The organism is Pseudoalteromonas sp. SG44-8 (assembly GCF_014164125.1).
Classification (GTDB): Bacteria; Pseudomonadota; Gammaproteobacteria; order Enterobacterales; family Alteromonadaceae; genus Pseudoalteromonas; species Pseudoalteromonas rhizosphaerae.
On sequence record NZ_JACJEQ010000002.1, the window covers coordinates 191,268 to 206,123 of the forward strand.

The following is a 14,856-nucleotide window of genomic DNA, read 5'->3' on the forward strand; positions in this document are numbered from 1 at the left end:
AACATGAGCAAGTAAACCTTGATAGTTAAACTAACGCAAAGCTAAGACGCGGATTTATCCGTAATCCACGTCATTTCATAATAGTGATTAAACATGCTTGGACTGTAACTGCCTAGACGTTAATTTATTCGCTATAAAGTTATCAATACTAAAACGACCACCACCTTGTAATGTTAGCGCAATCAGTACTACAAACAGTGTCAGTGCATATTCGTAGCCGTTATTTGCCATAAACAAGCCATTGTCTATATGTACTGAAAAAATAGCCACTAGCATGGTAAATGCTGAAATAAGTGCAGCAGGACGAGTCAATAACCCAAGTAATAATGCTAAACCGCCAAAAAATTCAGCACTGCCTGCGAGTAATGCCATTAAATAACCTGGAGTAATACCGATACTCGCCATCCATTGACCTGTTCCTTCCAGACCATAACCACCAAACCAAGCAAACAATTTTTGTGATCCATGTGCAGCTAAAATCAAACCAATTGGCGCGCGAAGTATTAAAGCGGCAAGTCCTGCATCTGATTTTAGTATCGTGTTTATTAGTTTCATTATTTGTTCCTCTTTAGCAAAGTATTTATTTACGTTTTAATTAGACCCTGTTGGGATAAGTACACTTTACTATCAATGTCATGGCGGAGTAAGATGACAAATAAAGAATGATTAACAACAAAATGTTGTTAATCAATTTAAATATGAGAAAAATTATGGATAGAATTGATGCAATGCGAGCCTTTGTATCTGTGGTGATCGAAGGTAGTTTTAGCAATGCGGCAACAACCTTACAACTTTCACCACAATTGGTTAGTAAGTACGTTTCTAAACTAGAAGAACGCCTTGCTGTACGGTTACTAAATCGCACTACCCGTAAAGTAAGCCTCACTGAAGCTGGCACACATTATTTTCAGCATGCGCAACAGATATTGTTAAGTATTGATGAAATGGATTCACAATTAGGGGGCTTACAGCAGCACCCAACCGGAACTCTGAGAATAAGTGCTCCAGTGTCATTCGCGTTAAAACACATGGGTAAATTAGTGACTGAGTTCCAATCACATTACCCTTTTGTTAATGTTGATTTGCAACTGAACGACCGCAAAGTTGACATTGTTGATGAAGGTTATGATGTAGCACTGCGTATTGGTCGACTCAAAAGTTCGTCTTTGATTGCCAAGCAGGTCGCGCCCATTAGATTAATTTTATGTGCCTCACCTGACTACCTTGAAAAACATGGTACTCCTGAAAAACCTGAAGACCTAAAAAACCACCGATACTTGCATTATAGCTACACAGAAATGGATACTAAAGACGAAATATATCAGTGGTTAAGGGTAAAAAACACGCAACGTAGTAGCGAGTTTCAAAGTAATAATGGGGATGTATTGGTTGATTGTGCTATCGCTGGTGCAGGGATCGCATTACAGCCTACATTTATCGCCAGTGAAGCCATTAATAGTGGCAAGTTGATCGAAGTTTTACCTCAATTTGCAACGGGATCTGTTGGTTTATATGTTGTTTATGCCCACCGAAAATTACTACCACATAAAATCAGGTGTTTTATTGATTTTATAAACGGATACTATGGTACGCCACCATATTGGGACAAAGTAGTAACCTAATAATTAATGAGTAATGTCGATTGAATTATATAAGTTTAGCCATGTGGATAAAACTGCGGTAGTGCTACCGTTTAACAATTATTACACGTCATAACTCTTATACAATTTTAGCGGGTACTTTACTTACTGTAAAAAGCTTACCTGAACAACTAAGCCAATGATCACTCCTTATCCTGCTGTGCTCTAACGCCTTTTATACCTGTGACGAGTTTGGAACAGGCGCTTAACAATATAGCGCGATTAATTTGATCTTACTGAACAAAATTAGAGCTCTATCATTATTAACTTAGCAACGTAATAACCTCGTTTACTATATGCTAGTACCAATTTTAAAAACGGCGATCTTAATGAGCAGTAATTTAATTGTGTTGCAATTTTACGATAACAACACCTCGCGTAAATAATTCCAATCTGATATCTTTACTGCTAGCTCATTGGATTATAACTGATGGTAATATACTTATTAGTTTAGCCACTTTCGAACCTAACAAGTTTAGCTTTGATGGCCTATCACCCGTTAATCATAAATTGCGCACTAATTATGTTAATTCGTGAATACCAATATATAATAACTATACCAATAGTTGCTGAAGCAGCACGATTACAAGGCAGATTCATAATGCTACATTTACCCACTGTGATTAGCATCTCGTTACTTTTGAATGTCCTGATCGGCGGCTTTTTTTTTACCGTTTATAAGTATAAAAAACAACCCTGCTATTTATACTTAGGCGGGTCATGTATGATATTTGTGGTCTCGCAAATCTTAGCATGTCTACGGATAGTACTTGATAGCCCTTTTATTACGCACTATCTGGCAGATATGTGCATCATAATCAGTCCTATACTCGCTCTTATTGGTTTGCAGAAAGTAACTAATCTAACTAGAAATACTAATCGGCACTTTTTAACCTTAGTGATTGCCAGTGCAATTGTGTTACTACCAATCTATGCGATTACAGCAGGCCAATTGGTGACAAGTCTCGTTATTGCAACACTCTTTATTTACGGTGCATACTTAGTTTATAAGATGAAATGCGTAGCACCAATGCAACAAAAAATCTTGTCCGGCTGTTTTATTAGCCACTCTCTCATCATGTATATACAAGTATTTATGTTAGCAGCTCCTTTGGTTAGTAATTCTGCAACTGATTATAGTCTTTGGCTACAAGCAATTTTAGTAAGCCATATAATACTAGCCACTGCTACAGCATTGGTATTGCCGTTTTTATTATTTGTAAATATTGAAGAAAACCTTCAGCGTCTAGTTAATCACGATGTATTAACAGGTCTGTTAAATCGACGTGGTTTTTTTATGCAAGGTGAAAAACTTCTCAAACAAGGTGTTGCATATCAGCAATCATTTTCGGTAGTTATGATCGATATTGATTACTTCAAAAGTGTTAATGATAAATATGGTCACAGCACAGGTGATACCGCTATAAAATGGATAGCGCAACATATCATGGCACAATTAAATGATAACGATATTGCTGCGCGAATTGGTGGTGAAGAGTTTGCTTTATTACTTCCAGATCAATCTCTTAATCAAGCTCAGGTAACTGCTCAAAAACTCTGTGATGCAATTAGAGGGCATAGCTTACGTTTTAAAGGAAACACTATTAATTTATCAGTAAGTGTTGGAATTAGCAGTAGTTATGATGCCAATGCTTCAATTAAAACACTGTTAGACCAAGCCGATAAACGCTTATATATTGCTAAAGCAAAAGGCCGGGATCAAGTGGTTATTAGTGATCAACAAACCGACCATGTTGCCAACGGTGTTATGTAACCGAACTGAATTGTAATTTTTTAAACACTGAATCCACTGAGTATAACCACTGATTAAACTTAGCCTGGTGTCTTTGTCATATACAAACAATTAGCAAGTGGTATTGGCTCTGGGTAATCAGCAAGTACAAAGCCAAGTTTCTTATACGCTTTAATCGCACTTTTGTTATGAGCTAATACAAATAAAGAACATGTTTGCGTAGCTAAAGTTAATTGACCTAGTTCACTGAGCTGGGTAATTAGTGTTGCTACAATGCCACTGCCACGATACTCCGGGTTAACCACTAACCTACCTAGATGACAACGACCAATACGTAAATAAAACTGACCAAAAGCCATTAGCGTATTATCATCAGCAAGCAATACAAATGAGTTTATTTCATCAAGTTTTAAACCCTTTTTGAAAGAATTAAAATCGTAGGGGTATCTAAAATTAGGCCCAGCCCATGCATGAACTTCTTCTTCATTTGAAAACCATGACATGATTTCTTTTATGTGGGTATTTCTGACGTGAGTTAACAACATAACCACTCTTACTTAATCGCGGGAAGTACGATGTATTCCATTTTAATTTATAATAAACAATACGTTATAAATATACCAAACGCAATTAGATAATAACAATAAGGTACTTTTTGCTTATGCTAATTGCTACTCCATCATTCACTTAGCCTCCCGTTTAAGTTCAGCTGTTTTCATATTTATGGCCATAAAAACCATGCGAACACCCATTTACCTAATAAAGTTACAAAGATAAAATAAAAATAAAAAATAATTGACTGATAATTATATATAAAACAATAAACACCACATCCAATTAAACAAATTTAATACATTTTAGCTGCAATAAATTAAACACAGTAGTTGACGCAACATAAAAATTACACTAGCCTTTCTGGAAGCGCTTCCACAGGAATTAACACAAGCCACTATGGAAGCGCTTCCACACACAGTGATACCGCCGCATTTTTGTGGTGAGTAAATAATAATGATAACAGTACGAGGGAAGTCTAATGTCCAAGCATATTTTAATGAAAACAAAGTTAGCCACCAGCTTATCTTTGATTTTAGGTGCCGCAACCACTATGTCTACGTTTGCCGCCGAGGTTGAACAACAAAGTGAATTAGAAGTGATTCAAGTCACCGGTTTTAAAGGCAGTATCAAAGAATCAACTCAGCTTAAGCGTTACTCATCTGGGGTTGTTGATGCCATTTCTGCAGAAGACATTGGTAAATTTCCAGACACTAATTTAGCTGAATCGCTGCAACGCATTACCGGTGTTTCAATTGACCGCAGCAATGGTGAAGGTTCTAAAGTGACAGTGCGTGGTTTTGGTCCAGATTATAATATGGTGACATTAAACGGACGTACAATGCCTGCGGCTTCTCTTCCTGCTGGTGGTGGTGCTCCAAACTCTCGAGCTTATGATTTTGCTAATCTTGCCTCAGAAAGTGTGAAATCAGTGGAAGTATATAAAACAGGTAAAGCAAGCATCGCATCTGGTGGCATTGGTGCAACTATTAATATCAATACCGCTCGTCCACTTGATAACCCTGGCCTAGTTGCCAATATTGGTGTTAAAGCACAGCACGATACAACTAACCGTGTCGGCGATGACGTTACTCCAGAAATTTCAGGGATCTTTAGCTGGACAGATGAAGATGCTAAATTTGGTGCTTCACTCACAGCAAGTATGCAACAGCGTGATAGTTCAGCAACCGGGGCATTTGTTGGCGAATGGCGCACCACAGAATATGATGGCACCATCCCTCAAGCAGCAGATGACATTGTATTAGAAAATGCTCCTGCGATGGGCCAGTATTATTCAATGCCATCAGACTTGCGCTACACCATTGCAGATCGTGAGCGAACTCGTACTAATGCTCAATTAACATTGCAATACAGCCCAATTGACTCGTTTACCGCAACACTTGATTATACTTACTCACAGCAAGAGTTATTTGAAGCACGTGCAGAGCAATCAATTTGGATGGACAACTATAAAACCCATTTAACATTTGATGACAATGCTGTTAAAACACCTATTTATTACCGTGAAGAACGCCGCGACTTATCCACTCGCGACTTAGGCTTAGCATTACAAGAGCAAAATCAAGTAAACGAAAATAATTCAATCGGTTTAAACCTCCAATACTACTTTAGTGATCAACTGAACTTTACGTTTGATGCCCACAGCTCAAAAGCCACCAGCAAACCCGATGCGCCTTATGGTAGTTGGATAAATGCAGGCTTAGGTGCCAATGTCGTGGCCGCACAACAAGTTGACTTTAGCCGTGACTTACCCTCTATGGTAATAGATTTCGATGACTGTAGTCGCACAAATCTAAACTGCTCAGGTGCGCTTGATCAAGCTGATGTAGGTAGCTCAATTTTAGATGCAAACTTTGCAAGTCAAGAATCAACCGTTGATGAATTTCGACTACACGGTAGTTATCTCATAGACAACGGCAGTATCGACTTTGGTATTGAGTCACGCTCAATGGAAAGTCACTCTTTACAATCGCTAACACGTAATACAATGGGTAACTGGGGCATTGAAAACCCTGGTGAACTACCCGATGGCTATTTAGATCCAACTAATTTTTTAGCCGAATTTGATGATTACGATACCAGTGGTTCGTTTGATCAAGGCTTTACCGGTAGTGCTTCACAGATTGGTTACTGGGCGGCAGATCAATACGGGTTCAATTTTGCGGCTGATGGCGCGTTTGCAACAAATCGCACTATTGAAGAAGATATTCAAGCGGCATTTGTACAATATAATTACAGTAACGAAATCAATGGTATGGTATTTAACCTTGTGATTGGTGCGCGCTATGAAACAACCGATATTACCTCAACTGCTAATATTGATTTACCTGATGCAGTTGCATGGGAAGGTAACAACGACTTTAATGTGCGTTACGGCACCAATAAAGATGACTATTCCTTGAGCTCAAGCTATAACCATTTTTTACCTAGCTTAGATTTTAACATTAACGTTATTGAGGATGTGACTCTTCGCGCCTCTTACAGTACCACTATTGCCCGCCCTACTTACGACAATTTAAGTTCTGCGGCAACGGTAGGTGTACCTACCGGCCCTTCGATCATTCCAGGCACCACTAATGCACCAGCAGCAACTGGTAACCCTAGCCTTGTCCCACTTGAATCGAATAATTTTGATGTATCTGCTGAGTGGTACTTCACTGATCTAAGTTATGTGTCGATTGGTTACTTTAATAAAAAAGTAGATAATTTTATTGGTCTATCACCAATGACTCAAAACTACTACGGCTTACGCGATGCATCTGCGGGTCCAAGAGCACAAGCAGCCAAAGCAGAGCTTGAGGCACAAGGTCTTGCGTTTACTGATTCAAATTTATTCCAAATGGTCGCTGCAATGGAAAATGGTGTAGCATTTGACTCGATGAGCTATGAAGAATTTGAAGCCGCTTACGACGTTCTACCAAACAGTGATGACCCACTGATGGACTTTACGGCACAAGTACCAACCAACAGTAAAGATGCCAAAATTGATGGTTATGAATTTGCCGTACAACACTTCTTTGGCGACACGGGTTTTGGCTTACAAGCTAACTACACCATAGTAAATGGTGATATTGATTATAATGTAGCCGCTGATCCAACCGTCACACAATTTGCCCTTGTTGGCTTAAGCGACACAGCTAACTTTATAGCCATGTACGAAAACGATAAGTTTCAGGCGCGTATCGCCTATAACTGGCGTGATAAATTCTTAAACAGTGCTGCCCGTTACGTTAACGAGCCGGGCTTTACAGAAGAGTATTACCAAATTGATTTTAATATTGCTTACAACTACAGTGAACAAATGTCGTTCTTTGTCGAAGGGCTTAACATTACTGAACAAAATATGCGCCAACATGGCCGGTATGAAGCACAGTTATGGAATTTAGAACAAAATGGTGCACGCTATAATATTGGTATGCGTTATAACTTCTAAGCAAGGGTTATTGACTCATTAACGCCATGAGTATTAAGCCGCTAGTTGTTAGCGGCTTTTTGCGTTGCAGGTTAATAGCAATTTTATTAAAACAACAGAGCACACAATGAATAATAAAATACAACACATTGTGGTATTAGGTGGTGGCGCAGCAGGTTGGCTAAGTGCAGGGCTATTAGCCGCTGAACACCCTAAAAAAAAGATTACCTTAATAGAGTCTGCAAACATTGCTATTTCAGGTGTAGGCGAAGGCACTTGGCCGTCTATGCGCAATACGCTCAAGCGAATTGGTATCGAAGAAATAGATTTTATACGTCACTGCGATGCTTCATTTAAGCAAGGTTCAAAATTCATAAACTGGCGTAACATAAATATAGGCGAAAACTACTATCATCCGTTTATGACTCCCGAAGGCTATTTAGAAACCGATTTACACGCTTACTGGCAACATCATGCAAGCACTCAAAAATATGCCGACGCCGTTAATATGCAAAGTTTTGTTTGCCAAGCAGCACTTGCACCTAAGCAGTTACACACACCAGAATACGCGGCGGTCACTAATTACGGCTATCATCTTGATGCCGGTAAGTTTGCCACATTTTTAAAACACCACTGCGTAAAAAAACTCAATGTGCATCATATTATTGATGACGTCATCGAAGTAAAAAATAGTCATGACGATTATATTCATTCACTCACCACCATAAAGCACGGTGACATAGACGGCGACTTATTCATTGATTGTACCGGTGCTCGGGCGCGTTTGATTGGTGAGCACTATGGCGCAACGCTTATCACACAAGAGCATATTCTTTTTAATAATAGCGCTATCGCTGCACATCTCCCTTATAACGATAATCAACAAGAGATCGCCTCAGCCACTTTATCAACGGCGCAGCCACATGGTTGGATCTGGGATATTGGTCTACCGAGTCGTCGTGGTATTGGTTATACCTATAGCGATAAATACTGCGATGAACAAACCGCTGTGAACACCTTAAAAAGCTATGCTGCGCTATCTGTTGGTGAACAAGTCGCCGAGCAAATACAAACTCGCAAGCTGAGTTTTATTCCTGGTTACCGCACACAGTTTTGGGTAAAAAACTGTGTTGCTGTTGGTATGTCGCAAGGTTTTATAGAGCCACTTGAAGCATCAGCACTGGCGATGGTGGAGCTTTCAATCAGCATGTTAAGTGAACAAATGCCGCAAAACCGTACTCATATGGACTTGCTGGCTAAACGGTTTAATGAGCGCTTTAGTTATCGCTGGCAGCGAGTAATCGACTTTTTAAAGTTACACTACATATTAAGTGAACGTGATGATAGTCAATACTGGCGTGATATAAAAAAACCATCGAGCATTCCTACTCGTTTGAATGAATTGCTGGCAATTTGGCAATATCAACCACCAAGCAGGTTTGATTTAATTGAAAACGAAGAGGTATTCCCCTCTGCCAGCTATCAATATGTATTGTATGGAATGGGCTTTCACACGCAAAATACAACAGCAAAAAATGCCTTTAATAACGCTAAAGCTGGGCAGTATTTTTATCAGCAAAACCGTGAAAAAATTGCCAAATACTTACAAGGGTTACCAACAAATCGCGCATTATTAAATCAACTTTTAAACAATAAGGCTTAACCTGACAATGACACACAACAAACCTATAAAAAATGTGGTGATCGCTGGCGGTGGTACAGCTGGTTGGATGGCTGCGGCTGCATTCAGTAAACTCGTTGGTAAAAATATCAATGTCACCCTTATCGAATCCGACGACATTGCTACGGTTGGTGTTGGTGAAGCTACTATTCCACCGATCCGCACTTTTCATAAATTACTTGGCATAAATGAGCAAGCATTTATGAAAGCTACCCAAGCAAGCTTTAAATTAGGGATCAGTTTTGAAAACTGGGGCGAAAAAAACACCGATTATATTCACTCATTTGGCATGACGGGCAAAGAATGCTGGGCAGGTGAATTTCATCATTTTTGGCTACACAGCTTAACATTAGGACTTGAATCCGAGTTTGGTGATTACTGTTATGAACTGCAAGCAGCTAAACAAGGTAAGTGTGCTTTTAATCAGCAAAATCCAATTAATTATGCATTTCATATGGATGCGAGTCGTTATGCATTATTCCTACGTGAATTTTCAGAACAACTAGGGGTTAAACGTCTAGAGGGAAAAATAATCCACGTTAATAAATGCGCCACTTCGGGCTTCATAAACAGCCTAACTCTTGCAGATGAAAGTATCGTAAATGGTGATTTTTTTATTGATTGTACCGGCTTTAATGGACTACTTATTGAACAGGCTTTGCATACCGGCTATGAAGATTGGTCACACTTACTGCCGTGCGATAGCGCAATTGCAGTACAAACTAGAGCCATTAGCGATGATATAGTGCCTTATACCCGCTCAATAGCACATGATGCAGGCTGGCAGTGGCAAATTCCTCTGCAACAGCGCGTAGGTAATGGTCTAGTGTATTGTAGCCGTTATTTAAACGATACTGATGCAAAGCAGCTTTTACTCAGTAATATTCAAGGTGAAACTCTCACTGAACCCAGAGTAATTAAATTTAAAACTGGCCGCCGCCGCAAAGGCTGGAATAAAAACTGCCTTGCTCTGGGGCTTGCCAGTGGCTTTGTTGAACCACTTGAATCTACCAGTATTCATTTAATTATGTCGGGCATTATTCGCTTTATCCGGCTATTTCCATTTGATGGTATTACCGAACAAGCAATCCACGAATACAACAAACAGCTAAAAAGTGAGATTGAAAATATTCGTGATTTTATTGTCTTGCATTATAAAGTCACTGATCGCACTGATAGCGAATTTTGGCGTCATTGTAAAAATATGGAAGTGCCTGATACCCTTGTTCATAAAATTAGTTTATTCAAAGAAACTGGGCGGGTATTTTTAGATGACGGCGATATTTTTAGAGTCGACTCATGGGTGCAAGTAATGTTGGGTCAAGGTATCAAACCCAAACAATACCATTTAATTGCAAGCCTGATGAGTGATGATGAGTTAAGCCACTTTCTGATCAGTATCAAACAGCAAATTACTCAACGCGTGGCACAATTGCCAACACATAAAGCGTTCTTACAACAATATTGTTCTGCGGAGTAATCTGAGTGAGCATAAAAAGCCCTTTAATCACGTAAAGGGCTTTGCACAACAAAACAAAATCAAAGACTAAGTTAACTATCTGGGCAGATAATTGTTGCCTGTTTTGCTCCCTCTGGCACAAAGTTGATATTCGCCACAGAAACCGAACCGTTACCCGTGCTCTGTAATGAAAATGGGCTAATCACTCTTGAAAAATCAACGCCTTGCTCAGTAAAGCAGGTTAAGTCTATGCTGAGTGTTTGCCATCTATTTAATGTAGCCTTTTTGAGTTCTGCGCTGATATCAACACGTCCACCACAACCATGCTCGCAACTCATAGCAACAAATAATGGAGCAGCAAATTCGCTATTTATCTTGTAATCAAAACTCAGCGCTGAGTTTGCTTCGATATAAGCCACTTTATCTTCAGTGAAGTTACTATTGATTTCGGCTGTAGTAAGGCCTATACCTGTAAATACAAATGCCATTGCATCTTCTTGAATATTTTTATCTTCAGTACGATAACTAATACCTGCTAATTCAACGCTATTGCTAGCTACTTGAACTTGCTGCTGTGCTGACTTTAAAAACAATCGCCATGGATCAGTCAGCACGCCATTAAAAATAGCCATATTAAGCAAACTAGCTATATCAACACCTGAGTCTTCATTTAAATTATCTGCCAGGGTATTTTTATCTGTATAGGTTAAACCAAAGCCATAAGGAAATAGTGGCGAATAGTCTACATCATCTTTATTTACTGCGGTTTGCAGTGGTGATTTTGGCCATGAAAACGACAATTTACCAGTAAAGTCATGCTGAATATCACCTCCTGCGTCAGTTAATAATACATCGGCCACACCTTGTCCTTCTGTACCCGGTAGCCATGCGGCGACAAACGCATCAGAGGCATTTAACTCAGCGTTAACCCACATTGGTCGACCTGAAATGAATACCGATACGACCGGCACGCCTTTTGATTTAAGCTGTTTTAATAACGCTAACGACTTTTTATTATTACGCTCAAACTCAAGATTATCCCTGTCACCGTGGCCTTCTGCATAAGGTTCTTCTCCAAACACCACAATCGCCACATCAGGTTTTTGTGTAAAGTGTCCATCAGGACTTAAAATGGCCTCTCCACCTGCGGCCGTGATCTGCGCTTTTAAACCCGCAAAGATTGACGTAGCACCAGGGAAATCGGTATTTTCGTTATTGGTGCCTTGCCAAGTAATACTCCAGCCCCCCGCTTGCTTAGCAATATTATCTGCGCCATCTCCGGCAATTAATACTCGTGAATTAGCCGCTATCGGCAAAGTATTGTTGTTGTTTTTTAATAACACCAGTGATCCACGCACAGCTTGTCGCGCAATATCGCGGTGCGCTTGCGCGCCAATTAACTGCGTTTTACCTGAGAACTGACGTTTTGCAGGGCTCGGTTTATCAAATAAACCCGCTCTTAGTTTGACTCTTAAAATACGCGCAACAGCATCGTCAATTCGGCTCATGGCAATTTCACCGGCTTTCACTTGCGCTATCGTATTTTCATAAAGTGGTTTCCACGCCCCCGTAGGAACCATAAAAATATCAAGCCCCGCGTTTACAGCCTGTGGGCAGCTTTCGTTACTACAACCTACAACTTGTCCGTGGCCATTCCAATCACCAACAACAAAGCCATCAAAGCCCATTTTCGTTTTCAGTACATCGGTAAGCAGGTATTTATTGCCATGATTTTTCTTACCATGCCAGCTATTAAACGACGCCATAACAGATTGACTACCAGCCGACAAACCACCAATGTAGCCTTGAGCATGAGTATCAAACAAGGCTTGCTCTGAATCGATATTGTTACCTTGATCGTCACCATCGACGGTACCGCCATCACCTAAAAAGTGTTTAACTGTGCTAATCACCCGCTTATGACTTAAAAAATCACCATCTGCATGGCCTTGCAAGCCGTTAACAATGGCAACTGAGTACCGGCGGACAATCTCTGGATCTTCAGAATACCCTTCATAAGTTCGACCCCAGCGGTCATCACGTACAACAGCAACAGTCGGCGCAAATACCCAATCAATACCAGTAACCGTCACTTCGATTGCCGTCGCAGCGGCTATTTTTTCTATTAAAGCGGGATTATTTGCTGCGCCTAAGCCAATGTTATGTGGAAATAACGTTGCACCAATCACGTTATTATGACCATGTACAGCATCGGTGCCCCACATGGTAGGAATATCGATGCCATCAAGAGAATCGTCAACCGATGCTTGATACATCTGTTCAGCAAGTGCAATCCAATCTTGTGGTGTGGCATGTTTATTCGCGTTCGGAAATGAGCCTCCGCCATTTAAATACGAGCCAAAACCATATTTACGCATATCATCAGTCGTTATATCGCGGATCTCAGGTTGAATCATCTGCGCCACTTTTTGCTCTAATGTCATCGTCTGCAAGTACTGAGCAATCTTAGACTCAATTTGCGGATCAGCTCGAACCACATTATTCAGCTTTGGCCAAATAGCTAGCAATTGTTGCTGCTGCGTTTGTTCAACAGCTCTATTATTTTGAGACGTATCTTTATTTTCGCTTGCTGAACAACCAGCCAGAGTAACTAATCCAGCTAACAAACTTAGTGTAGGTAACTTAGCTGTGTGTAAGTGTGTTTTCATTTTTATATACCTATCTATTATCAACTCATTGCTGCTTAAAAGACTCTAAGTACCTGCTGTATTACAAAAGCGAGACCAAGCGGTTTATTCATCTAAGCAACGGTAGAACTATTTTTTGTCATCATTGAAATTAAAATTTAACTGTTGACCTGTTAAGAAATAGTCACTAACCTAAATATGGAAGCGCTTCCTTAAAGTCATTAAATACCATCTATTGGCATTAATCAAATTAAATATGGAAGCGCTTTCAGATATGTTAGCTTTAAAAGCTAAAAATAACAGCATCACGGACTATAAAAAGAAAGCAGAGGTTTTCTATTAATGAAACAATTATCTTTACCTAAACACTCGCCGCTACTGAGCAAAGACTTCACTTTTGGCGTAGCAACTGCTTCATTTCAAATTGAAGGTGGTGCAGCAGATCGTCTGCCATGTATTTGGGACACCTTTTGTGCTCAAGACGATAAAATTGCCGATAACTCAAATGGTCTAATCGCCTGTGAACACTACACTCGTTGGCCTCAAGATATTGAGTTAATAGATTCTCTGGGCGTTGATGCCTATCGTTTATCAATTTCTTGGCCACGCGTAATGCATCAAGATGGTAGTTTAAACCCATTAGGTGTGAAATTTTATACTGATCTTCTAGATGAACTTAAACGCCGCAACATAAAGGTATTTGTCACTTTATATCACTGGGATCTACCGCAGTATTTAGAAGATCAAGGCGGCTGGTTAAATCGTAATACCGCCTATGAATTTGCTCACTACACAGATCTTATTAGCAAAGCGTTTGGTGATCGTGTTTATTCATATTCAACCTTAAATGAACCTTTTTGCAGCTCTTATTTAGGGTATGAAATTGGTGTGCATGCCCCAGGTATTGTCGGTCGGGAATTTGGCCGAAAAGCTGCCCATCACTTATTACTAGGTCATGGTTTAGCGATGCAAATGCTGGCTAAAAATAGCCCACAGACACTTAATGGTATCGTACTCAACTTTACTCCCTGTTACCCGGTAACACAAAGTGACGCAGATCTTAAAGCCACAGCCTTTGCTGATGATTATATTAACCATTGGTATATGCGCCCTGTAATGACTGGCAAATACCCAGATATTATTGAGCAACTTCCAGCAGAGCAGCGTCCAGATATTCACCCCGGTGATATGGAAATTATTGCGCAGCCATTAGATTACCTTGGCGTTAATTTTTATACGCGTTTACATTACCAAGCAAGCGCTGATGATTTTTATGACGAGCGGCCACATCAAGGCCTATTAACTGATATTGGTTGGGAAATTTACCCGCAAGCACTTACTGAATTATTAGTATCGTTAAATGAGAAATATACCCTACCACCGATTTATATTACTGAAAATGGCGCAGCAATGGCCGACAAGATGATAGATGGTAAAGTTAACGATTCAGATCGCATAGCTTACTATCAGCAACACTTAAACGCATTGCATAACGCAACTGAACAAGGTGTGGTGATCCATGGCTACTTTGCATGGAGCTTAATGGATAACTTTGAATGGGCTGAAGGCTATTCAAAGCGATTTGGTATCGTTTATGTTGATTATCAAACTCAACAACGTACTGTAAAAGCCAGTGGCCTTGCGTATAGTAGTTTAATTACTAGCCGGTAAACTTAGCTAGTGCTCCTTT

General features: G+C 39.9%; 9 protein-coding genes. 6 read left to right on the forward strand and 3 right to left on the reverse strand.

Annotated elements, in window-relative coordinates; translation table 11 throughout:
- Positions 1-87 precede the first annotated feature (87 nt).
- A complete protein-coding gene (locus H5163_RS03160; RefSeq protein WP_145233063.1) occupies positions 88-555 on the reverse strand; it encodes a DoxX family protein in 468 nt (155 codons plus the stop codon).
- 155 nt (positions 556-710) lie between these two features.
- Between H5163_RS03160 and H5163_RS03165 the strand changes: the two genes are divergently transcribed.
- Together H5163_RS03165 and H5163_RS03170 are read left to right on the forward strand one after the other, a co-directional pair.
- A complete protein-coding gene (locus H5163_RS03165) occupies positions 711-1,622 on the forward strand; it encodes a LysR family transcriptional regulator (RefSeq protein WP_145233062.1) in 912 nt (303 codons plus the stop codon).
- A gap of 742 nt (positions 1,623-2,364) precedes the next feature.
- A complete protein-coding gene (locus tag H5163_RS03170) occupies positions 2,365-3,414 on the forward strand; it encodes a GGDEF domain-containing protein (protein ID WP_182734307.1) in 1,050 nt (349 codons plus the stop codon).
- 59 nt (positions 3,415-3,473) lie between these two features.
- Here the strand turns inward: H5163_RS03170 and H5163_RS03175 are convergent, their stop codons facing one another.
- Positions 3,474-3,938 carry an N-acetyltransferase gene (locus H5163_RS03175; RefSeq protein ID WP_145233060.1) on the reverse strand — a complete coding sequence of 155 codons (465 nt, stop codon included), beginning with the start codon at positions 3,936-3,938 and terminating at the stop codon, positions 3,474-3,476.
- Positions 3,939-4,426: 488 nt separating this feature from the next.
- Between H5163_RS03175 and H5163_RS03180 the strand changes: the two genes are divergently transcribed.
- The 3 genes from H5163_RS03180 (at position 4,427) to H5163_RS03190 (ending at position 10,539) form a co-directional block, all read left to right on the forward strand.
- Positions 4,427-7,399 (forward strand): TonB-dependent receptor, encoded by a 2,973-nt coding sequence (locus H5163_RS03180; protein WP_149980989.1) that lies wholly within the window; start codon positions 4,427-4,429, stop codon positions 7,397-7,399.
- Between the two features lie 106 nt (positions 7,400-7,505).
- Positions 7,506-9,041 (forward strand): tryptophan halogenase family protein, encoded by a 1,536-nt coding sequence (locus H5163_RS03185; RefSeq protein ID WP_182734308.1) that lies wholly within the window; start codon positions 7,506-7,508, stop codon positions 9,039-9,041.
- Between the two features lie 7 nt (positions 9,042-9,048).
- The gene (locus H5163_RS03190; protein ID WP_182734309.1) at positions 9,049-10,539 is read left to right on the forward strand and encodes a tryptophan halogenase family protein; all 1,491 of its coding nucleotides are present in this window, start codon (positions 9,049-9,051) and stop codon (positions 10,537-10,539) included.
- 71 nt (positions 10,540-10,610) lie between these two features.
- On the opposite strand, the gene H5163_RS03195 is transcribed toward H5163_RS03190, so the two are convergent.
- Positions 10,611-13,187, reverse strand: a complete 2,577-nt coding sequence (locus H5163_RS03195) for an exo 1,3/1,4-beta-D-glucan glucohydrolase (protein WP_182734310.1) — start codon at positions 13,185-13,187, stop codon at positions 10,611-10,613.
- Between the two features lie 321 nt (positions 13,188-13,508).
- On the opposite strand from H5163_RS03195, the gene H5163_RS03200 reads away from it, so the two are divergent.
- Positions 13,509-14,837: a GH1 family beta-glucosidase gene (locus H5163_RS03200; RefSeq protein WP_182734311.1), complete on the forward strand. Its 1,329-nt coding sequence runs from the start codon at positions 13,509-13,511 to the stop codon at positions 14,835-14,837.
- Positions 14,838-14,856: the final 19 nt, after the last annotated feature.